The 20,529-nt window shown below is 63.3% G+C and carries 17 protein-coding genes; 6 read left to right on the top strand and 11 right to left on the bottom strand.

The annotated features are described in order from the left end of the window. Nucleotides 1-265: 265 nt before the first annotated feature. Complete coding sequence (gene thrS, locus METLW3_RS0119865) at nucleotides 266-2,200, top strand: threonine--tRNA ligase (RefSeq protein ID WP_024881560.1); 1,935 nt, start codon at nucleotides 266-268, stop codon at nucleotides 2,198-2,200. A gap of 114 nt (nucleotides 2,201-2,314) precedes the next feature. Here thrS and METLW3_RS0119860 read toward each other — a convergent pair whose 3' ends face one another. From METLW3_RS0119860 to METLW3_RS0119815, 7 genes are all read right to left on the bottom strand, one after another. Further along, nucleotides 2,315-3,721 (bottom strand): HAMP domain-containing sensor histidine kinase, encoded by a 1,407-nt coding sequence (locus METLW3_RS0119860; RefSeq protein WP_024881559.1) that lies wholly within the window; start codon nucleotides 3,719-3,721, stop codon nucleotides 2,315-2,317. Beyond that, a complete protein-coding gene (locus METLW3_RS0119855) occupies nucleotides 3,718-4,395 on the bottom strand; it encodes a response regulator transcription factor (protein WP_024881558.1) in 678 nt (225 codons plus the stop codon). The genes METLW3_RS0119860 and METLW3_RS0119855 overlap by 4 nt, the downstream gene beginning before the upstream one ends. A gap of 390 nt (nucleotides 4,396-4,785) precedes the next feature. Further along, nucleotides 4,786-5,634, bottom strand: a complete 849-nt coding sequence (locus METLW3_RS0119845) for an energy transducer TonB (protein ID WP_024881556.1) — start codon at nucleotides 5,632-5,634, stop codon at nucleotides 4,786-4,788. Then, entirely contained in the window at nucleotides 5,631-6,080 is a 450-nt protein-coding gene (locus METLW3_RS0119840; protein ID WP_024881555.1) for a biopolymer transporter ExbD, read from the bottom strand. The genes METLW3_RS0119845 and METLW3_RS0119840 overlap by 4 nt, the downstream gene beginning before the upstream one ends. Beyond that, on the bottom strand, nucleotides 6,081-6,728 hold the full coding sequence (locus tag METLW3_RS0119835; RefSeq protein ID WP_024881554.1) for a MotA/TolQ/ExbB proton channel family protein: 648 nt from the start codon (nucleotides 6,726-6,728) through the stop codon (nucleotides 6,081-6,083). A gap of 128 nt (nucleotides 6,729-6,856) precedes the next feature. Beyond that, nucleotides 6,857-9,208, bottom strand: a complete 2,352-nt coding sequence (locus METLW3_RS0119830; RefSeq protein WP_245267451.1) for a TonB-dependent receptor — start codon at nucleotides 9,206-9,208, stop codon at nucleotides 6,857-6,859. A 728-nt stretch (nucleotides 9,209-9,936) separates the two neighbouring features. Then, entirely contained in the window at nucleotides 9,937-10,647 is a 711-nt protein-coding gene (locus METLW3_RS0119815) for a L,D-transpeptidase (RefSeq protein WP_024881551.1), read from the bottom strand. A 362-nt stretch (nucleotides 10,648-11,009) separates the two neighbouring features. Here METLW3_RS0119815 and METLW3_RS0119805 point away from each other — a divergent pair, with 362 nt between their 5' ends. Genes METLW3_RS0119805 through METLW3_RS0119790 form a run of 4 tightly spaced genes read left to right on the top strand, consistent with a single transcriptional unit; the run spans nucleotide 11,010 to nucleotide 13,482 of the window. Beyond that, nucleotides 11,010-11,294 (top strand): DUF2282 domain-containing protein, encoded by a 285-nt coding sequence (locus METLW3_RS0119805; RefSeq protein ID WP_024881550.1) that lies wholly within the window; start codon nucleotides 11,010-11,012, stop codon nucleotides 11,292-11,294. 60 nt (nucleotides 11,295-11,354) lie between these two features. Further along, the gene (locus METLW3_RS0119800) at nucleotides 11,355-12,224 is read left to right on the top strand and encodes a DUF692 domain-containing protein (protein WP_024881549.1); all 870 of its coding nucleotides are present in this window, start codon (nucleotides 11,355-11,357) and stop codon (nucleotides 12,222-12,224) included. Continuing rightward, on the top strand, nucleotides 12,221-13,000 hold the full coding sequence (locus METLW3_RS0119795; protein WP_245267424.1) for a DNA-binding domain-containing protein: 780 nt from the start codon (nucleotides 12,221-12,223) through the stop codon (nucleotides 12,998-13,000). The genes METLW3_RS0119800 and METLW3_RS0119795 overlap by 4 nt, the downstream gene beginning before the upstream one ends. Then, entirely contained in the window at nucleotides 12,997-13,482 is a 486-nt protein-coding gene (locus METLW3_RS0119790) for a DoxX family protein (protein ID WP_024881547.1), read from the top strand. Before METLW3_RS0119795 ends, METLW3_RS0119790 begins: the two co-directional genes overlap by 4 nt. 412 nt (nucleotides 13,483-13,894) lie before the next feature. Here METLW3_RS0119790 and METLW3_RS0119780 read toward each other — a convergent pair whose 3' ends face one another. Continuing rightward, nucleotides 13,895-14,302: a hypothetical protein gene (locus METLW3_RS0119780; protein WP_036309057.1), complete on the bottom strand. Its 408-nt coding sequence runs from the start codon at nucleotides 14,300-14,302 to the stop codon at nucleotides 13,895-13,897. A gap of 930 nt (nucleotides 14,303-15,232) precedes the next feature. Between METLW3_RS0119780 and METLW3_RS25930 the strand changes: the two genes are divergently transcribed. Beyond that, nucleotides 15,233-17,839 (top strand): heavy metal translocating P-type ATPase, encoded by a 2,607-nt coding sequence (locus tag METLW3_RS25930; protein WP_198022784.1) that lies wholly within the window; start codon nucleotides 15,233-15,235, stop codon nucleotides 17,837-17,839. Nucleotides 17,840-18,009: 170 nt separating this feature from the next. On the opposite strand, the gene METLW3_RS0119770 is transcribed toward METLW3_RS25930, so the two are convergent. Genes METLW3_RS0119770 through METLW3_RS28880 form a run of 3 tightly spaced genes read right to left on the bottom strand, consistent with a single transcriptional unit; the run spans nucleotide 18,010 to nucleotide 20,383 of the window. Further along, nucleotides 18,010-19,308 carry a HAMP domain-containing sensor histidine kinase gene (locus tag METLW3_RS0119770; protein WP_198022783.1) on the bottom strand — a complete coding sequence of 433 codons (1,299 nt, stop codon included), beginning with the start codon at nucleotides 19,306-19,308 and terminating at the stop codon, nucleotides 18,010-18,012. 59 nt (nucleotides 19,309-19,367) lie between these two features. Next, nucleotides 19,368-20,030, bottom strand: coding sequence for a response regulator transcription factor (locus tag METLW3_RS0119765; protein ID WP_024881542.1), 663 nt, complete (start codon nucleotides 20,028-20,030; stop codon nucleotides 19,368-19,370). Then, nucleotides 20,030-20,383, bottom strand: a complete 354-nt coding sequence (locus METLW3_RS28880; protein ID WP_051465469.1) for a PepSY domain-containing protein — start codon at nucleotides 20,381-20,383, stop codon at nucleotides 20,030-20,032. Before METLW3_RS28880 ends, METLW3_RS0119765 begins: the two co-directional genes overlap by 1 nt. Between the last annotated feature and the right edge of the window lie 146 nt (nucleotides 20,384-20,529).

Below are 20,529 nucleotides of genomic sequence, written 5' to 3'. Positions count from 1 at the left end.
TAGCCCGGCGCTTGCGACGGGCGTTCGCTGGACGGGGTGGGGTGCCCCCGAGACTCGGGCGTCACCCCCTCCCGAGCGCCTTCAGCGCTCGACCTCCCCCCTCGAGGGGGAGGTGGAAACGCCTCTTCCGGCATTCGGCCGATCCGCCCCGGCGCCGGCGATTGCCAAGCGCGACATGCTTGCCTTATCAATGCCCCCGGCCCATCTCGGGCCGCAAGCGACTTACGCCGACTTGTATCGGCGAGTGGGCGCATGAGGAGAGCATATGATCGCCGTAACCTTCCCCGACGGGGCGTCCCGTCAATTCGAGCCCGGCGTGTCCGGCCTCGATATCGCCAAGAGCATTTCCCCTTCCCTCGCCAAGCGAACCGTCGCCATGGCTCTCGATGGAGAGCTGCGCGACCTCGTCGACAGAATCGACCGCGACGCCAAAATCGAGTTTGTCGGCCGCGAGGACCCGCGCGCGCTGGAGCTGATTCGTCACGATTGCGCGCATCTTCTGGCGGAAGCGGTGCAGGAGCTGTTTCCCGGCACGCAGGTCACCATCGGCCCGGTGATCGAGAACGGCTTCTATTACGATTTCTATCGGTCCGAGCCCTTCACGCCGGACGATCTGCCGGCGATCGAGAAGAAGATGCGCGAGATCGTCGCGCGCGACGCCGCCATCACCAAGGAAGTCTGGAGCCGCGATCAGGCCAAGACCTATTTCACGGCGAAGGGCGAGGCCTTCAAGCGTGAGCTGATCGAGAGCATTCCCGGCGGCGAGGATCTGAAGATCTATCGCCAGGGCCATTGGCTCGACCTGTGCCGCGGCCCGCATCTGCCGTCGATCGGCAAGGTGGGAACCGCCTTCAAGCTGATGAAGGTGGCGGGCGCCTATTGGCGCGGCGACCACAACAACCCGATGCTCTCGCGCATCTATGGAACCGCCTTCGCGAAGCAGGAGGACCTCGACGCCTATCTGCATCGCCTCGAGGAGGCCGAGCGCCGCGATCATCGGCGCCTCGGGCGCGAGATGGACCTGTTCCATTTTCAGGAAGAGGGGCCGGGCACGATCTTCTGGCACGAGAAGGGCTGGGCGCTGTTCCAGAGCCTCGTCTCCTATATGCGCCGGCGCCAGAAGGCCGCGGGCTACAAAGAGGTGAACACGCCGCAGGTGCTCGACCGCGCTTTGTGGGAGACCTCCGGCCATTGGCAGACCTATCGCGAGAACATGTTCCTCACGAAAACTGAGGACGAGCGCATCTTCGCGTTGAAGCCGATGAACTGCCCCGGCCATGTGCAGATCTTCAAGAACGGCTTGAAGTCCTATCGCGACCTGCCGGTGAAAATCGCCGAATTCGGCATTGTGCATCGCTATGAGCCGTCGGGCGCGCTGCACGGCATGATGCGCGTGCGCGCCTTCACGCAGGATGATGCGCATATCTTCTGCAACGAGGACCAGATCATGGAGGAGGCGTTGAAGATCAACGACCTCATCCTGACGATCTATAAGGACTTCGGCTTCGACGATGTGGTGGTGAAGCTCTCCACCCGGCCGGAGAAGCATGTCGGCTCTGATGAAGCCTGGGCCAAGGCCGAGGCGGCGCTCCACAAAGTGCTGGAAGAGCTTTCCGCGCGGGGCCTCAAGACCGGCGTCAATCCGGGCGAGGGCGCCTTCTATGGGCCGAAGCTCGAATATACGCTGCGCGACGCCATCGGCCGCGAATGGCAATGCGGCACGACGCAGGTGGACTTCAATCTGCCGGGGCGTTTCGGCGCCTTCTATATCGGCGCGGACAGCGAGAAGAAGACGCCGGTGATGATTCACCGCGCCATGTTCGGCTCGCTGGAGCGCTTCACCGGCATATTGATCGAGCATTACGCCGGTCATCTGCCGCTGTGGCTCTCGCCGCTGCAGATCGTCGTCTGCACCATCACGCAGGACGCCGATGATTATGCGCTCGAGGTCGCGGCGGAGGCGCGCAAGCTCGGCCTCGCGGTCGATCTCGATCTGCGCAATGAGAAGATCACCTATAAGGTCCGCGAGCATTCGCTGGCCAAGGTCCCGGCGCTGCTCGTCGTCGGCAAGAAGGAGGCGGCCGAGCGCACCGTCTCCATCCGCCGTCTCGGCTCGCAAGCGCAGAGCTCTGCGAGCCTTGCCGACGCGCTGGCCGCGCTCGCCGCCGAGGCGACGCCGCCGGATGTGAAGGAAGCCTGAATCGCGAGATGAAGGACGGGGCCGGCGGCGGAAACGCCCCGAGCCCCGTTTCCGTCCGCGGCGCTCGCCTCAGAAACCGATCGTCGCGTCGCAGGCCAGTTGCTTTGTTGCCGCTCAGAGCTGCGCCTGTGCGTCCTCGTCCAGAGCTTCACGACGCATCGGGAAGGACATCACGAATGTCGCCCCGCCCCCCGGCGTGGTCGCAACGCCGATGCGGCCGCCGAGCATTTCGATCAGCTCCTCGACGATGGCGAGGCCGAGACCGTTTCCCGGCGCTTCGTCGCCGCGCCGCCAGAAGGGCTCGAAGATGAGCTCCCTATGCTTTTCATCGACTCCCTCTCCATGATCGATCACGCGAATCGTGCGATCGGCGCCGACCCGCACGAGCACAGTCCCGCCCTCCGGCTCGGCGCGCAACGCATTGTCGATGAGATTGGCGAGGGCGCATTCGATCGCGACGCGATTGCTGCGCAGAGCGACGGGCGCCGTGGGCGCCTCGAAGGCGATGCGACGGCGGGCCTTGAAGATCAGCGGCGAATAATCGGCGACGATGCCGCGCGCGACGGCGCTGAGATCGAGATCTCGATCCGGCGACGCTTGGCCTTCGGTCAAGCGTGCGGCGACGAGCATCTGCTCGACGATCAGTTGAATGCGGCGCGTGTCGCGCTGGAGATCGACGCGAAAGCCGCGCTCCTCCGGGTTTTCGAGGCGCGCGCGCAGGATCGCGACCGGCGTGCGCAATTGATGCGCGGCGTTGGCGGTATAGCGCCGCATGCGCGCGACGCTGGCGTCGAGACGCTTCAGCGTTCGATTCACCGCATCGACGAGCGGGCGGATCTCGCTCGGCGCATCATCGACGCATAGGCCTTGGCCGAGCGATTCGAGATCGATGCGTTCGGCCGCTTCCGCCGCGCGCCGCAAAGGGGCGAGGCTGCGTCGCACGGCGAGCCAGGCGACCGCCGCCGAAACGGAGAACACCACCGCGAGATAGAGGCTCTGGGAGACGAGCTCGTTTCGAAAAGCGTAGACGACATCCTTCCAATTGAAGGTCATGCCGCCAGAGGCGATGAACAAGTTCCCTGTCGGAGCCTTCCAGCGCCAGGCGGAGGCCGCCGTGCGACGGCCCGCATCGGAGATGAAGAAAAAGTCGAGCCCGCGCGTCTCCACCGAAGTGATCCCGATGAGCGCCGCGGAGATGTCCTCGAAAGAGCCGGGGAGCGCCGGTCCGCGGATCGACTCCATGGCGGCGTAACGCAATGTCGGGGTTCGGCGCATCTCGTCGCGGAGCGTCTCATTGGGCTCGATATGGAGCGTTCCGTCCGCATCCCGCACGATCGATTGCAAGACCAGATCGCGAATATAGTAATAGCTGTAGAATTCATCGAGCCAATAATCATTGGCGCCGACGATGCCGAGCCCGCCGAGCGCCGTCGTTCCGAGCCATGCGACGACGATGGCGATGAGCTGCATATAGGACAGATCGACGATCAATCGGCGCGTGAGCGAGGGCGGCGGCCTCATTCCTCCGTCTCGCAGAGAAAATAGCCGACGCCGCGCACCATATGAATGTCCACCCGCGCCTCGAGCTTTTGCAGGCGCGCGCGCACGCGGGAGACGATGATCGTCAGCGCATGCGACTGCACAGGCTCGTCGAAGCCCCAAATCTCCGAGGCCAGAGCCTCGCGCTCCGCGACACGGCCCGCGCGGCGCACGAGCCCCTCGAGCAGAGCCAGCTCGCGATGATGGAACACGGCGGGCCGGCCGTCGATGGCGACGGCGCGCGTTCCAAGGTCGAACTCCAGCGCGCCGACGCGGATCGGCGGGGCGGAGTCGGCGCCCGGACGGCGCAAGGCCGCGCGAATGCGCGCCATCATCTCGTCGAGATCGAAGGGCTTGGTGAGATAATCGTCGGCGCCGGCGTCGAGGCCGTTGATCCGCTCGTCCACCGCATCCAGCGCGGAGAGGACCAGCACGCGGCTGCCGGGCTGGCGCCGTCTGATCTCCGGGACGATGGCGAGACCATCCCCATCCGGCAGTCGCCGATCCAGCATGGCGACGGCGTAAGAATGCGCCCGCAACGCCTCCAGCGCATCGCCCACCGAGCCGACATGATCCACCGCGAAGCCGTCGCGCCGCATTCGCCGCCGGATTTCTCCCGCGAGCTCGCTCTGATCTTCCACCAAGAGAATTCGCATGGGCGCCGCTCCCTGCGTATCGACCGGACATGCTCCCGCAAAGCGAGAGCGAGGCCGAAGTCTTCCTCGGTCACGGGCCGCATGGCAAGCGCCTGCGCCTGCTACGGCGTCTTCGAGCGGCGAGAACGGGCGCGACGCTTCGTCGATCCGGCGATCGAAGCCGAGGCGGCTCCAGGCCCGGCGTTTCGGCGGGCGGGCTTTATAGCGTTGAAATGCAAATCGTCTCTATTCGAGAGGCGCGGCGTCGAATCGAAAAGCGACTGCGATTCGGACCGAACCGCAGTCGCAAAGCGCTCGGCGGCCAGCAGCGCTTTCGCGGCCGCGCGGAGCTCCGGCGCGGGACCGCATTCTCTGCCGTGAAACGCCGGCGTACGAGATGCGCCCCTATTCTCAGCGGTCGTGACGAATATCGAAACGGATCGTCGTCTTGCCCTGGAAGCGGCCAGCGGGCGGCGGCGGCGCGACAGTCGCTTCGACCATGGCGAGAGCGGCGTGGTCGAGCGCCTCGTCGCCAGCGGATTTGACGATTTTGCGCTCGATCATATGGCCGTCGGCGCCCACGGTGAAAGTGACGACGGCGTCGCCCTTGACGCCGCTGCGACGCGCCTGCGGCGGATAGAACATGTGCTTTTGAATTTCGGCGAGGACCCGCGCGCCATAGCGGGCGCGCGTCGCGCCGCTCGGCGTCTTGCGCCCGTCCAGCGCGCCGACGCGATCGGCCGAGGAGGAGGAGGCTTCCGACGCCTGCGCGGCCGCTGTCGCCTCGCGCTGCACCTTGCCGTCCGCCGTCGGAGCGGGCGTCTGCTCGCTGGAATGCTCGCGCCGCTGCTCGAGCGTCGGCTTGCGCTCTTCCTCGCGCGGCTCGTCCTCGGGCAGCTCCAGAGCGTCGGGGGCGCGAATTTTCGGCGCGGCCATGGCGAGCGCGGTCGGCGCGTCGGGCGCCGAAGCCTTCGGCGCTTCCGCCATTTGCGCCTCGGCGGCCTCCTGAGCGATCGTGCTGTCCATGTTGTGCGCCAGCTCGTCGGGCGCGGTGTCGGCGCTGGCCTGCTGCGCGGCGTCGCCGTCCTGCACATAGGCGAGATCGAAACTGTCCGCCGTCGAGCTCGGCGGCTCCACCGTCGTCATGGCGAGAAGGCCGAAGATGGCGAGATAGACGAGCGGCGGCGCGGCGCCCGCGACCGGCCGCAGCCAGCGCGGACGCAATTGCGGAAATTGCTCGGGCTCGGCGACATAGGTCATTTCGCGGCGCCTTTCGCTTCGGCTTTCGCGTGCTTCGCCTGCATCGACAGAATGGCGATATGGGTCATGCCATTGGACGAAAGAGCGTCCATCAGCGTCACCAGATCGCCGAGCGAGGACTCCTTGTCGCCGCGCAGATGGATGACATGAGAGAGATCGCCATTGATCTTGGCGCGCACCGCTTCGACGATGCGGTCGAGCGGAATCTCGTCCGGCCCCAGCATCAGCCGTCCGTCCTTGGCGACGGTGATGACCACGGGCTCCTTGGGATTGACGGGCTTGGCGGAGCGCGCCTGGGGAAGGTCGACCTTCATGCCCTGCGCCATCATCGGCGCGGTGATCATGAAGATGACGAGCAGCACCAGCATCACATCGACGAGCGGCGTCACATTGATGTCGGCGAGGGGCTGGAAGCCGCCGGAGCCGCGCTTGGCGGAAAAAGCCATTTAAGCGGCCTCCGCGATGCGGCGCGCGCCATCGCTCTCGACGCCGCCGACGAGCGTGATGGCGTGCTCCTCCACATGATCGCTGAGCGCTTCGCCCGTATGCGCCAGCGTGCCGCCGAGGCGGTTGAAGCCGATGGCCGCAGGAATGGCGGCGGCTAGGCCATAGGCGGTGGCGGCGAGCGCCTCGGCTATGCCCGGCGCGACGACGGCGAGGCTGGTGTCCTGCGAGTCGGCGATGCCGACGAAGCTCGTCATAATGCCCCACACCGTGCCGAACAGGCCGACGAAGGGCGCGACAGAAGAGATGACGGCGAGATTGGGCAGGCCCGCTTCCGTGGCGACGAGCAGCTTGCGCGCGGCGCGGCCCGTGGTCTCGACGATGCGCGCCCGGCGCTCGCCGACGCTTTCCCCCGGCACCATGACGCGGGCGGCGCGCGCCGCCTCGGCCATCACAGGCGCGAGCAGCGGCGGATGGCCTCCGTTCTGCGCCTCGCGGATCGCCTTGCGCAGGCGCGTCGCCAGCACGGCGACCTCGATGATGATCGCCCAGCCCCAGAGCGAGGCGACGCCGAGCGCGATCATCACGAATTTGCCGACAACTCCCGCCTGCATGAACAGCGAGACCGGCGAAATCGATATGGCTTCCATCTGAGCTCATCTCCAGCGGGCGCCCGAGGCTCCCTTTCTGGAAGAACTCGCATGGCGCCTCTACGCAACGTTTCGATTACGAAACGCCCGGCCGCTCGCGCGGCCGGGCGGAAATCTGTGCATGACGATCAGAAATCGACCTTCAGCGCGCCATAGAACAGCCGACCCGCCTGGAAGGAATAGGTCAGCTTGGTGTTGGCGACCGAGAGAAGGCCGGTCGGATCGCCGGCTATGGCCGTGACCGAGCGATTGTCGGCGATATTATTGACGCCGAGCTTCACCTCGATCTTATTGTCATGGCCCCATTCCTTCAGCCATTGGCCACGCGCGCCGACGACGAGATCGGTCGAGGCGTAGGACGGGATATAGTTGAGCGTCGGATTGGTGAGGCCGGAAGCGTAGATCGACGCCCATGAGCGCTGGCCGACGGCGCCCCATTGGTCGCCGACCTGCTTGTGCAGCAGCGAGCCGAAGAACTGCCCGTCGTCATAGACGACGCCGCCGACGGCCGTGTAGCGCGGCGCGGCGCCGACATAGAGCCCGGCATATTGGCCCTCGAGGAAGCGCGCGTCCGAGATGGAGCCATTGGCGGTGAGCGCGAGGCCCTCCATCAGCTGATAGGTGAGCTCCATCTCGACGCCGCGATAGCGCGCCGTTCCGCCGTTCTGATAGTTCTGCGTCTTGTCGGCGTTGGTGATGACGATCGGGAAGTTGTTCGCCGTGACCTGATAGATGGCGATATCGGCGGCGAGCTTCTCGGTCTTGTAGACGGCGCCGAGCTGGAAGTTGGTCGTCGTCTGCGGCTGGATATTGTTCGAATCCGGATTGACGACATAATAGGCCGAGACCGTCGGAACCAGAAAGCCGCGCGACGCCTGTCCATAGACGGCCAGCTCCGGCAGAACCTTATAGCGCACGGAGAGGAAGGGCAGACCAGCGCGATAGGTATGGTCGTAATAGAGCGGCGTGAGCGTCGTCTGATTGATGCGCGCCGTATGATTGCGATCGAAGGACACGAATTTATAGCCGGGCGTGATGGAGAGGCCGTCGATCGGGCGCCACTCATATTCGAGCCAGGGCTGCACATTCTGATAATGCGAGGCGAGATCGAGCTTATAGGAGCTCTGATATTGCGAGACCGAGGTGGCGATCGACGGAAAATCGACGCCATTCGTATAGTCCGTGTAGAACTGCCGGCGCCAATTGTCGCCGCGCTCCCACCAGACGCCAGTGCGCAGCTCGCCGCTCGCATAGCCCGCCGCGACATCATATTTCGCGTCGAACATATTGCCCCAGGCGCGATAATTATTGATCTGCAGGAAGCCGAGATCATGCTGCTTGGGCAGATTGATGCCCGTCGCCTTGGGCTGCACGCCATAGAGCGCGGAGCCTTCCACGGTCTGATCGGCGGAATTGCGCTGATACCAGGGATACCAATAGGAGTAGGTGTAGGATTTGTTGTTGAAGCTTATGCCGAAGGCGTCCCACTTCAGATTCACATACTCCATGTCCGTCTGCTTCTCGGACACGTTGTTGCCGAAATATTGCTGCGACGTCGGATCGGAGCCGACGGCGCCGTAATGCGAGCCCGCGGCGAAATACTGCGGATAGGTGATGCTGCTGACATTGCGATAGTGCTCTCGGCTGTAATTGCCGAACAATGTCACATTGACGAAGCCGAAATCGCGATCGGCCTTCATCAGCCAGCCATTCTGCTCGACCGTTCCATACTGCTGCGCGCCGGCGGTGTCGGAGTGCGAATATTGCACCAGCGCGCGCACGCCCGTCGTCTTGTCGAGGCCTGACTGCAAGGTCTCGGTGGTCACGAAAGTGCTGTAGCTGCCGTAGGAATTTTCGATGCTGCCGCCGAATTTGTCGGAAAGCTCGAGCGAGCGCAGCGCCAGCGTGCCGCCGAAGGTCGCATAGCCCGTCTGGGAGGCCGGGCCGGGACCGCGATCGACGGTCGCGCCGCCGATGAAGCCGCTCGGGAAATAAGAGGCCGAGTGGTGCGAGGGATTGTTCTCGTCGCCGAACGGAATTCCGTCGAAGGTGACATTGTACTGGCCGTCGGTGAAGCCGCGCCAGCCGCCCTTATTGGTGTCGCCGATGAGGCCATTGTTGGCGGTGGCGACGGCGCCGGGCGTATATTTGATGATCTCGTTCAGATCCGCGCTCGGCTGGATCATGTCGCGAATGACTTTGTCGCTCACGATCGAAGTCGGCTCGATCGCGTCGAGCGGCGCCTGCGAAGGCGCGAGCGCGGGAGCCGAGCCGGGAGGCGCCTTGGAGCCGACGGCGCTGGAGGCGAATACGGGAAGCTTCGAAGCGCCTGCAGCCGCCACCGGCGCCGCAGCGGCGACTTGCGCGGCGCCATGAGCAGCGCCTGCATTGCCGCCGCTCGTCCGGGCGACGGCCGGAACATGGCGCATATGCGCCTTTGCGACGGCTTTCGCCTTTTTCGGCTTCGCCTGGCGCGACACGACCGTCAAGGCGCCGATATCCGTCTGCGCAATAGCTTGAAGCGGTGGGGCCGCCGCTACGATGAAACCGAGCACGAACGCAGAAGCCTGCGTATTCAGCCTATGTTTGGACATCCCATAACCCCAGCTCTCGACCCCAGACTCGTCCCGCTGCTCGCGGCAATGCAGGAAAAGGCCGAGTCATTGTTTCAACGCGATTCCAACGCCGAGCCGGCCTCCACATTCGGCTGGAAACGCTTTCGCCTGCGCTTTCGCTTTCGGCTGGGGACGAGCCGTTAAGGAGCCGACATGACAGTCTCGCAACGTTTCTTTGAATTCGATCGAAATCACTCTGGGTGCGACAAATTTGCTATGGTTGCCCAAGAGTTCACTCATGGCTGTCCAAGTGTTCACTCATGGCGCCGCGACAGAGGCGGCATGCCGTCGCGCGCAATATTCCGGCGCGCCGATGCTATCGTTTCATTCTGTTATTTCAGTCGTTTCGGGGGGCCATGTGCTCGAACGCGGCCTCGAGGCGAGGCGAAGCGACGGAGGCGAGATTCACACGAGCCACACGGATCAGAAATAAAATGGCTCGATCAGAAATATATTCGAAATAAATAGAAACAAATGAATTGCGCAGATCATCATGGGCGCCGGCCTCTGCGCCGAAGTGTCGGAAACGCAGAGAAATCACGGCGAGGCGCGCTAAATCGGCGCGCTGCGGCGCTGGAATGAGCGATCGCAGGCTATGCCGGCAGGATCACCACTTTCGTCTTGATCGGCGTTCGTGAATAGAGGTCGATCATGTCCTGACTGAGGAGGCCGGTGCAGCCGCTCGTAACGCCGGTCCCGATCGTCTCTGGGTCGCTGGTGCTGTAGATCGTGTAGACCGTATAGACGCCGTTCCGATAGAGATAGAGCGCGCGGGAGCCGAGCGGATTGTCCAGACCTCCCGGCATGCCGCTGGCATATTTGCGCGCCTCCGGCTGGCGCTGGATCATCTCCTTGGGCGGCGTCCAGACAGGCCATTCGGCCTTGCGTCCGACATAGGTTTCGCCGCTCCACAGGAAGCCGGCGCGGCCGACATTGGCGCCGTAGCGGGTGGCGTTTCCGTCGCCTTCGATACGGTAGACAAAGTAATTGCTGGGATCGACGATAATCGTGCCGGGCGCTTCCTTGGTGTCGTAGCGCACCGTCTGGCGATAGAATTTGGGATCGACCTTGCGAAGATCGACCGCGGGAATCGGGAACTTCTCATGGGGCAGCGGCCCGTAGAGCTTCGCCACCTCGGCCGGGATCACGCGGTCGGAGGTCGCGCAACCGGCGAGTCCCAGCGCGCCGAGACCGGCGGCGGAGCCGAACAGAAACGACCGGCGGTCGAGGCGCCCCGTCCCGAGCCCGAGCAGAGATCCTTCATTTCTTTCGCCAGCGTCGGCAATCCCATCATCCGTGATCATGATTTCGGATTTTCCCATGTCCTTTCGTCCGGCCGGAGAATGCTCCTGCGTGAATCCACCGAACCTCTTCGTCGAGCTGAAATTGCCGTCACACGGCTCGATTGGCAAGCAAGAGCTTTGCTGCGCGGCGCTCGCCTCGCGCCAAAGTCGGTAATGTCCGGGGCGTCTCGCAGCTCGTGGCCGCTTCGGTCGCCTATTGCGGCGCGACGCCGACCGGCTGGGGCGTCGGCTCGGTCACAGGGGCCTCCTACTGCGTTTGCGGTCTTCGCCGCTTGCGCGGAAAATCGAGAGTCCGTAACAATTTTCGCAGTTGCGCGAACTTAGCTTGCACGCCGGTTTCGGCGCATAAGAGGAGGCATCGGATGGATCGTCGTACTTTCAATCTCGCGCTGGCGGGATCGCTCACCACGGCTCTCACCCTCTTGGCTTCCGCCGCTCCCGCGGAGGAAGAGGGTAAGGAAAAATGCTTCGGAGTGGCCCTCAAGGGTCAGAATGATTGCGCCGCCGGCCCGGGGACGACCTGCGCCGGATCGTCCAAGATCGATTATCAAGGCAACGCTTGGAAATATGTTCCGCGCGGAACCTGCGCCTCGATCAAGACGCCGTTCGGCAATGGCTCGCTGGAAGCGCTCAAGCGGCCAGTCTGATTTTCGCAACGTTCCGTAACAGAGGCGCGCGTGGAGAGACAGAGGCGCGTGGAGAGAAGCATGGACGAAGTTGTTTCGACCTTTTCGTCCCGGCTTCCCGCTCTCGCTGGGGTCGGCTTCAAGCCGGCGCATTTCGATGCGATTCTCTCTGGCGCGCCTTCTGTGGGATTTTTCGAGATTCACGCGGAAAATTATATGGGCGATGGCGGCCCGCCGCATCGCCAGCTTTCGCGTCTTCGCCAGGATTATCCGCTGTCGATTCACGGCGTCGGACTTTCGATCGGCTCCGGCGAGCCGATCGATCGTCGACATTTGGAGAGAGCGCGCATCCTTTGCGACCGCTATCGCCCCGAGAGCTTTTCCGAGCATCTGGCCTGGTCGACGCATGGCGGCGTTTTTTTCAACGATCTCCTGCCGCTGCCCTACACGCGCGAAACGCTGGAGCGCGCGATCGAGAAGATCGACGAGATCCAGACCTGTCTCGGGCGGCAGATCTTGCTGGAAAATCCAGCAACCTATCTTTCTTTCATGGAAACGGAGATTTCCGAGCCCGAGTTTCTCGCCGAGATCGCCGACCGCAGCGGCTGCGGATTGCTTCTCGACGTCGAGAACATCTATGTGACGGCGACGAACAAGGGCTTCGACGCGGCCGCCTATTTGTCCAGATTCGCTTTCGCTCATGTGCGCGAGATCCATCTCGCCGGCCATTTCGAGTCGTGCGGCGCGAGTGGCGAACCTTTTGCGCTCGACGCCCATTGCGCGCCTGTCGCCGAGGCCGTATGGGCGCTTTTCGCTCAGGCGCTCGCGCAGACAGGTCCTGTCGCGACCCTCGTCGAATGGGACAATGAAACGCCCGAATGGGCGGCGCTCGCTCAGGAGGCGCAGCGCGCCCAATCCATTCTCGACAACGCATCACGGCGCGTCGCATGAGAGAGGCCGCTCATATGTGGGAGAGAACGCAGGCGCAATTCGCCGCCGCTCTGCGCGACGCGCGCCTCGCGGCGCCTGCTTCTCTGGTTTCCGAGAGGGGCGCGGCCGCCGATCGTTTCGAGGTCTATCGCAATAGCGTCATCGGCGGGCTCATCCGGGCGCTGGCCACCCGCTTTCCAGCCGTAGAGCGTCTCGTGGGCGAAGAGTTTTTCGCCGCAATGGCGCGCGAGTTCGTGCTCCTGCGGCCGCCGACATCCGCTGTGCTGCTCGAATATGGCGAGGATTTCGCCGATTTCGTCGCGGGCTTCGCGCCCGCTTCGGAGCTGCCCTATCTCGCCGATGTCGCGCGGCTCGAGGATGCGCGCGTGCGCGCCTATCACGCCGCCGACATAGAGCCGCTGTCGCCGCTATCGCTGGCCTCGGTCGCTCCCGATCGTCTGGCGGAGCTCACCTTCGAAATTCACCCATCGGCCTTCGTCCTGCGATCCGATCATCCGATGGTGACGATATGGGCGATGAATGCGGGCGAAGCCGAGGCGGCGCCGCTCGGGCATTGGGACGGCGAGGACGCTCTCGTGACCCGTCCGCGAATGCGCGTCGAGACACATCGCCTCGCGCCCGGCGGAGCGGCGTTCCTTCAGCGCCTCGCCGCGGGCGCGCAATTCGGCGACGCCGTTCGCGCCGCGATCGCCGAGGAGCCGACATTCGATCTATCGATGGCGCTCGTCGAGGCGCTCACGGCAGGATTTTTCACTGCATTCGGAGGTGACACATGAATGATTCCGCTCATGAAGCGACGCGGCCCGCGTCGGGAGCGTCGCTCTGCGTCCTCACGCAGCGCGTGATCGGGACGCTCGAACGCATTCCCTATTCCCTCATCGCGCTCGGCGCCCGCATTTTCCCGGCAGCGGTCTTCTGGCAGTCTGGACAGACGAAGCTCGAGGGTTGGCGCGTCTCGGAAAACGCAATTTATCTCTTCAAGGAAGATTATAAGCTGCCGCTGCTCGATCCCGTCGTCGCGGCGCATGCCGCCACGATCATGGAGCATATATTTCCGGTTCTGCTCGCGTTCGGTCTCGCGAGCCGGCTCGCTGCGGCGGCGCTGCTCGCCATGACGCTGGTGATCGAAATCTTCGTCTATCCCGACGCCTGGCCGACGCATGGCGTCTGGGCGACCTGCCTGCTGCTCGTCGTTGCGCGCGGACCCGGCGTCATTTCGATCGATCGCCTGCTGCCGCGCCGGTGCGCGCGCATGTGAGAGCGGGCGCGTCACGCGGACAGCGAAATCCTCGTCACCAGACCGTCCGCGAACCATTGCGCGAGGAAGCCGGCGGCGCGCTGCAACAGTGTCTCGTCATTGCTCTGAAACTCGAGCAGCGTAGCTCTTGCCCGCTCGCGCCTCCATGAGCGCGAGACGCTCGTCCTCGCCGATCTCGCGAAAGACAGGCTCGTCGTCTCTGCGCCAGAGCAGGATCGTTTCGACGCCCGCATGGACGGCGTCTCGGCCGCGTCGCCATCGACAAGCGCGCCGTGGAGGCGCGCGGCGCGCGGCACAAGGTCGATACGAGCATCGGCGCTGTGACGATATGAGCACGCGCAAAGGTCGACGCGCCGAAGCGCTTCCAATTGACATCCGCCGCCCCGCGACGCTCGGCCGTATCAATAATCGCTTAATCGTTCCGGTGAAGCGGCGAATGCACGCCGATCGGATGGTCGACCGCCCGAGCGGCGGCGATGAGGCGCAGCCCGGCGCGCCCGAGCATCTCCCATTCGACCCTCTGGTCCTCGGTATCGGGACCGGGAACCGCATGGCTTCGACGATCTGGCCAAAAATAGCTCACCGCCCGGGAGCGGTGATCGGTGCCGATCCTGAACTCGGCGATAATCGGCATGATACGCGACAACATTCGGAGCGCCACCGCGTAGGAGGCGGTCCGCAATGCGAATTGGACATGTTTTTTAGGGGCGCCGGGATTCGCGAAAGGGTCAAACCGGATCTGGAACCAATAGCGACCGTCGCGCCGCGTCAAAAAGCTCGCCCGCGCCATGTGCATTCCACCGCTGTTCGGCGTCGCCATGAACGTGGTCCTTCGACGCGGAAGGGTCACGTAGAGCCGACTACCGGCGACCGGTTAAACCATTGTACAGATTGGATTATTTCGGCGTTAGGGCGAGTGGTAGCGGAGGCCCGTTTCCACCGATCCCCCCGACGCGAGCTTCCTTCATTTGCCTTGGAGCTTGGCGGCTGAAGTTCCACGAGGTTCGTTCGTCGACTGACTTCAGGGCTGAATGAACGACTTTTCCCTGTTCTGGCAGCCATATATGAACGACGCGGCGGGCGTCTAGCTCGTCGCGTCGGACGGAAGAAGAGATTGGGTCGACCGGCATTCGGCGGAGAAGAACCTCTCGGCAAAGCCCAGGCGAGCTCCGTCGGCCGGATCGAACTCGGCGGAGGCCCAGACGTGTCCCGGCTCATATGGTCGAGCGAAGCTGTAAAATCTCTAACAGAACCAGTCAGGAGATCGACAGCGGGTAGATATTAGACTGCCGTTCTAGCAGCGCATAGGATTTCGACGCACCGGAAGTCGAGCTCTCGAGCCGACTGGAGCGTCGTCATTGCCTCGACGTAGGACAAACGAACTGCGGTGTAGCCTAAAGTCGCTTGCGAGGGAGGCAGGATGACAGACGAAGCTCGCGAGAGGAACCCTCAAAAGTCCCGCGATCGATACAGCTTCAAAGTGCAAGGGCTGGACTGCGCCGAAGAAATGGCGGTCCTGCGCGACGAGGTCGGTCCGCTCGTCGGCGGCGAGGACAATCTGGCGTTCGACGTCTTGAGCGGCCGAATGATCGTGCTAGACCGGGCTTCGGCCGCGTCGCCCGATCAGATTATCGAGGCGGTCCGCCGAACAGGCATGACGGTGGTCGAGCTTCGTCCCGACGATCGAAAGTCGAGCGAGGAACCCGACAGGCGTCGCCACTCGCAGCTATTGTTCACGTCCCTCAGCGGATTGTTCGTCGCCGCCGGCTTTATCGCGCACGTCTGGCTCGAAGGAGGCTTCGGCGAAGGTGTGCGATTGCTGAGCGGGCACGAGGGCGAGGCCACCCCCCTTCCGGAATTGATTTGCTACGCCCTTGCAATCGTTTGTGGCATCCGCTTCGTCGTTGCCAAGGCCTGGTTCGCGTTACGCAGCCTGAGGCCGGACATGAACCTCTTGATGGTGATCGCCGTGGCTGGCGCAGTCTCGATCGGCCAATGGTTCGAAGCCGCCACTGTCTCTTTCCTGTTCGCGCTTTCCCTGACGCTGGAGAGCTGGAGCGTTGCGCGTGCGCGCCGCGCTATCGCCTCCCTCCTCGACTTGGCGCCGCCTACAGTTCGGCTCCTGCGCGCGGATAGAATCGAAGAAGATGCCCCAGTCTTCGAGGTCGAGCCTGGTGAGCTGTTCATCGTCCGCGCCGGCGAACGAATTGGGCTCGATGGACGCGTCACAGAGGGCGCGAGCTCGGTCGATCAATCCTCTATCACAGGCGAGAGCGTTCCTGTCGAGAAGACTCCCGGCGCCGAGGTTTTCGCGGGCACGATCAACGGCGACGGCGTGCTCACTGTGGAAGCCGGCGAGCGGTCTGAAAATACGATGCTCGCCCGAATCATCCGGCTCGTAGAGGAGGCGCATGCGGGGCGAGCTCCATCCGAACAGTGGGTGGAACGTTTCGCGCGCGTCTATACGCCCTCGGTCATGGTTATCGCGATCCTAGTCTCGGTCGTTCCGCCGCTCGCGCTGGGCGGCGCATGGGGCGAATGGTTTTATCGAGCGCTGGTCCTGCTCGTGATCGCCTGCCCTTGCGCTTTGGTGATTTCGACCCCTGTGTCGATCGTCGCGGCGCTGGCGTCCTCGGCCCGTGCCGGCGTTCTGATCAAAGGCGGCGCTTATATCGAACTGCCGAGCCGCATCGCCGCGATCGCGATGGACAAGACAGGCACGATTACCCGGGGAACACCGGAAGTCGTGCGAGTCCTTCCGTTCGGAAATCACACGGAGGCTGAGCTTGTCGCGCGCGCAGCGGCGTTGGAGGCCAGATCCACGCATCCGCTAGCGCGCGCCATAATTCGCTATGCGACGCAGCAAGGCGTCGTCCCGGCGCCGGCCAACGATGTGCAGGCGATCAGAGGAAAGGGAATCACTGGAATTTTCGACGGCGAGGCGTTTTGGCTCGGGTCGCATCGCTATGTCGTGGAGCGCGGACAGAATACGATCGAATCCGGCCGTGAGGCGGAAGCCCTGGAGGCGGGAGGCAACACCGTCATAGTCGTCGGAAACGCTCGGCACATTTGCGGTCTCATCGCCGTCGCCGATACGGTCAGGCCCGAGGCGAAAGACGTCGTTCGACGATTGCGGGAGGACGGTGTGAGGCATGTCGTCATGCTGACAGGCGACAATAGAATCACCGCCAATGCTATCGCGCGCGCGGTCGGGATCGACCAAGTGTATGCGGAGCTGTCTCCAGAGGACAAAGTCGAGAAAGTCGACCAGCTCGTCGAGCGCTACGGCGTGGTCGCTATGGTCGGCGACGGGGTGAACGACGCGCCGGCCCTCGCGCGCGCCAGCCTCGGGATCGCCATGGGCGCGATCGGTTCCGACGCGGCCATCGAAACGGCCGACATCGCCTTGATGACCGATGACATTTCGAAACTGCCCTGGCTCGTGCGCCATGCGAAATGGACGCTCGCCGTCATTCGACAGAACATCGTATTTTCACTGGTCGTCAAAGCGGCTTTCGTCGTTCTCACCTTTGCAGGCTTGGCCACTCTTTGGGGCGCGATCGCCGCCGACGCCGGAGCGTCGCTCGCCGTCGTCATGAACGCGCTACGCCTGCTGCGGCCGTTCGACGAGCAACGGGACTCGGCGCCGGCGGAGAGACCGGCGCCGCGCTCTTCGAAGCGGAAGGTCGTGGTATGGATGTCGGGGGCCACGGGAGCTCTTCTGCTCGGCCTGGCGCTGATAGCTGGTTGGCGGACTTTTTCCATTCCGGAGCCGCAGGGCTTGGAGCAGGCCCCGCCGACGGCTTCGAAAGAAGTCGATCAGACGCCGCCGACGGAGCCTGCGCCGAGACAAAAGTCCGACGAATCCGCGCCGGCTTCGAGATCGCCCTCTTCAACTCGCGAGCATAAGAAACCTGTTCTGCCGGACGTTTCCGCGCTCGAGGTCCCGAGCTCCGATCCGAAAGCAAAGCTGATTGCTCTGCTCGAAAAAGACCCGAGCCCGGGCGCGTCGCGCAGCGTCGATCTCGATGAAGTGATCTTCGAAGAAGGAAAGTCGAAGCCATCCTTGTCCGGTCGGCGACAGCTGGAGGCAATCGTGAAAATCCTTCGCTCTTATCCGGATAGGCGGATAATCGTCGGCGGCCACACCGACCGCCAGGGCAATCCGCGCGCCAATAAGAGACTCTCCGAAAAGCGTGCGCAATTCGTGTTGCGTGAGCTGGTCGAAATGGGAGTTTCCGCCTCGCGTCTTCAGGCGCGAGGCTATGGTGGAGACCGCCCCGTGGCCCGCGACGATACAAGAGAAGGAGAGACGAAAAACCGGCGCATTTCACTGGAAGTCATCGAACATCGATGACATCGGGACTCGATCGCCAGACTGGCGGTGACCTCGAGCGCCGTTGGCTCTTGCGGTCGTCGACAGTCGATCTCGACCCGTCCAGCGTTCCTCGACGCTCCTAGATACCACTGGTGCGTGGCCTTTCAAACGATCGATCTTGCGACGAATCTCCAAATACCTTTGGATCGTCATGCGCGTCCGGGTAAAATCATCGAAACGCGGAGACCTCGAGGAAGGTGGGCTGCAAAAGTCATTTCGCCTGCATAGGCCTCAATGATGTCGGCGACGATCGACAGGCCGATTCCTGTTCCCTCGGTGGTCTCGTCGAATCGTAAACCTCGCTGTCCGAGGCGAGCAATCTGTGCACTCGGAACTCCCGGCCCGTCGTCTTCGATGTCCACCCGCAAGCGGCAATCCTCACTTTGTGAGGTGACGCGAATTTCTGTCTGCGCCCATTTGACCGCATTGTCCAACAACACACCAAAGAGTTCGGTCGCGTCTTCTTCGGACAAATCGATGAACGCATCCGGGGAGACTTCGATGCGCCAGGACAGGCACGATCCTCTCGGGCTCCGAGACAGCGTTTTTGCGATTCCTTCGATAACACCGCGCACCGCAACCCCCTGGCCGACCGAGCCCGGAGACGATTGGAGCCGCGCCTTCGACAATTCGCGATTGACGAGGCGACGCATGCCGAACGCGAGCTCCTGCAATTCATCGGCGATCTCCCTCTCGCCCTTTCTGCGAAGCCGCTCGGCATCGGTGGTCAGAACGGTGAGCGGCGTCTTTAGACCATGAGCGAGATTTGCCGCGCGCGCCTTTGCGCTCTCGACGGCCTTCGCTCTCGCCTCCAATAAGGAGTTGACCTCGTCGACGAGCGGCATGATTTCTTCGGGCTCGTCGACCGCGATGGTTTTCTGTCGACCGGAGCGGACGGCGTTCACGCTCCGTCGGAGAGCTTCCAACGGCCACAGGCCGATAACGATCTGTCCCCATGACGCCAGGAGAAGAACGACGGCCAGAATTGCGAGCGAGGCCGCGACGTCCCCGATGAACTCGCTGCGCGCATCGTTGATCTCCTTTCGGTCGAGTCCGACCGTAATTCGCAGCCGCCGTGTGGAGGCGCCGACCGGATAAACAATCCGCCGCTCGCTCGTAAAGAGCGTTTCCCCGCTCGGACCGACCATGTCGTGATGATGCACCGCTCCGGGCTCGAGAGGATGATCGGGAAGTCCGATGACGTGGTCCCATAGGGAGCGCGAGCGCAGCTTCGCGCCGCTCGCATCGTCCACGATCTGCCAATAGAGCCCGCTGAGCGGCTGCTCGAACCGCGGATCGGCGAGCGGCCTGTCGAAACGGAGCGATCCGTCAAGCTCGACCGACACATTCGCAGAAATTTGACGAATATAGGTGTCGAGCTCGTTTCCGATACGACGCTCCACCTGGCGCTCGAAAAGGAAGACCAGAGCGACGCCCGCGACCGACAACGCGATCGCCAGAGAAACAGCCGCCGTGATCGAAAGGCGCAGGCGGAGCGATTTAGCGATCATCCGTTCTGGCCGATAATGTAGCCGAAGCCTCGCCGCGTCTCGATGCAATCGAGACCGATCTTTTTTCGCACACGGCCGATCAGGACCTCGATCGCATTGCTCTCTTTGTCGCAGTCGTGGGAGAAAAGCTGCTCGAGCAATTCGCCGTGAGGCACGATCCGCCCGGAGTGGTGCATCAAATAGCTCAACAGGCGATATTCCTGTGGCGTCAGATTCACCGGCGCGCCTTCGCGCGTCACTCGCATCTGACGAGTGTCCAGGCTCAAGGAGCCGATCGTGATGATCGGTGTGGAGACCCCGGCCGAGCGCCGCACGATCGCGCGAAGACGGGCCAAGAGCTCCTCCATGACGAAGGGCTTTGGTAGATAATCGTCGGCGCCGGCATTGATTCCTTCCACTCTCTCCAGCCAAGTGTCGCGCGACGTGAGGATGAGAATCGGCATGGAACGCTCATTGGCGCGCCACTTCTTCAAGATCGACAATCCGTCGAGGCTGGGCAGACCGAGATCGAGCACCACGGCCGCATAATCTTCGGTGTCGCCTTTGAACCACGCCTGCTCGCCGTCGCGCTCATGATCGACGACGTAGCCCGATTCACCGAGCGCCGCTTTCACATTGCGTGCGATCCGTTCGTCGTCCTCCACGAGAAGCACCCGCATTATCTGCGTCCTTGGGGCGAAAGAATCGCGGCGGTTCTGGCGTCGGCATAGACTTCGACCATCAGGTTCCCGGGCGCGAGGATCTTGAATTCATACACCCATTCGCCGCTTTCCCCGCCGTTGGTCAGGGCTATGCCGACCACTTCGCCTCGAACCGACTTCCGAATTTCGGACAAGACGGTTTCCAAGCGAAGAACTTTCCCCTGCTCAAAGGCTTGCAGAGCTCCGTCGTGGTCAACCTGGCCCCGCCCGGCGCCGGCCTCGCGCGCCTGCGAAAGCCCTGGAGCCGACGCGAGCACGAGAGCGATAAGCGGCGTAAACCATGAGCGTGTCTTTCGAAGGTCTCGAGGCATGCGGAGATTATCTACTAGTGAGGCTGTCAAAATTCTAACAGAGACCGACAGGCAAATGACAGCCAACCGAGGGTAAAATTCGTACGTAACGGTGGCGGCCTAGCTTGTCGCCGATCGGTTCCGCGCGGGCCCAGACGGGTTCCAAG

The organism is Methylosinus sp. LW3, from assembly GCF_000527115.1.
GTDB lineage: Bacteria > Pseudomonadota > Alphaproteobacteria > Rhizobiales > Beijerinckiaceae > Methylosinus.
The sequence above is the reverse complement of the archived record's forward strand: the minus strand, read 5'-3'. Positions and strand labels throughout refer to the sequence as shown.

Excerpts from the sequence above, each read along its gene's own strand:
- METLW3_RS0119815 (WP_024881551.1), bottom strand. The coding sequence starts at position 10,647 with ATGATCACGGATGATGGGATTGCCGACGCTGGCGAAAGAAATGAAGGA.
- METLW3_RS0119780 (WP_036309057.1), bottom strand. The coding sequence starts at position 14,302 with ATGGCGACGCCGAACAGCGGTGGAATGCACATGGCGCGGGCGAGCTTT.
- METLW3_RS0119840 (WP_024881555.1), bottom strand. The coding sequence starts at position 6,080 with ATGGCTTTTTCCGCCAAGCGCGGCTCCGGCGGCTTCCAGCCCCTCGCC.
- METLW3_RS0119860 (WP_024881559.1), bottom strand. The coding sequence starts at position 3,721 with ATGAGGCCGCCGCCCTCGCTCACGCGCCGATTGATCGTCGATCTGTCC.
- METLW3_RS0119855 (WP_024881558.1), bottom strand. The coding sequence starts at position 4,395 with ATGCGAATTCTCTTGGTGGAAGATCAGAGCGAGCTCGCGGGAGAAATC.
- METLW3_RS0119765 (WP_024881542.1), bottom strand. The coding sequence starts at position 20,030 with ATGCGGGTGCTTCTCGTGGAGGACGACGAACGGATCGCACGCAATGTG.
- METLW3_RS0119800 (WP_024881549.1), top strand. The coding sequence starts at position 11,355 with ATGGACGAAGTTGTTTCGACCTTTTCGTCCCGGCTTCCCGCTCTCGCT.
- METLW3_RS0119845 (WP_024881556.1), bottom strand. The coding sequence starts at position 5,634 with ATGACCTATGTCGCCGAGCCCGAGCAATTTCCGCAATTGCGTCCGCGC.
- METLW3_RS0119795 (WP_245267424.1), top strand. The coding sequence starts at position 12,221 with ATGAGAGAGGCCGCTCATATGTGGGAGAGAACGCAGGCGCAATTCGCC.
- METLW3_RS0119805 (WP_024881550.1), top strand. The coding sequence starts at position 11,010 with ATGGATCGTCGTACTTTCAATCTCGCGCTGGCGGGATCGCTCACCACG.
- METLW3_RS0119790 (WP_024881547.1), top strand. The coding sequence starts at position 12,997 with ATGAATGATTCCGCTCATGAAGCGACGCGGCCCGCGTCGGGAGCGTCG.
- METLW3_RS28880 (WP_051465469.1), bottom strand. The coding sequence starts at position 20,383 with ATGCCTCGAGACCTTCGAAAGACACGCTCATGGTTTACGCCGCTTATC.
- thrS (WP_024881560.1), top strand. The coding sequence starts at position 266 with ATGATCGCCGTAACCTTCCCCGACGGGGCGTCCCGTCAATTCGAGCCC.
- METLW3_RS0119835 (WP_024881554.1), bottom strand. The coding sequence starts at position 6,728 with ATGGAAGCCATATCGATTTCGCCGGTCTCGCTGTTCATGCAGGCGGGA.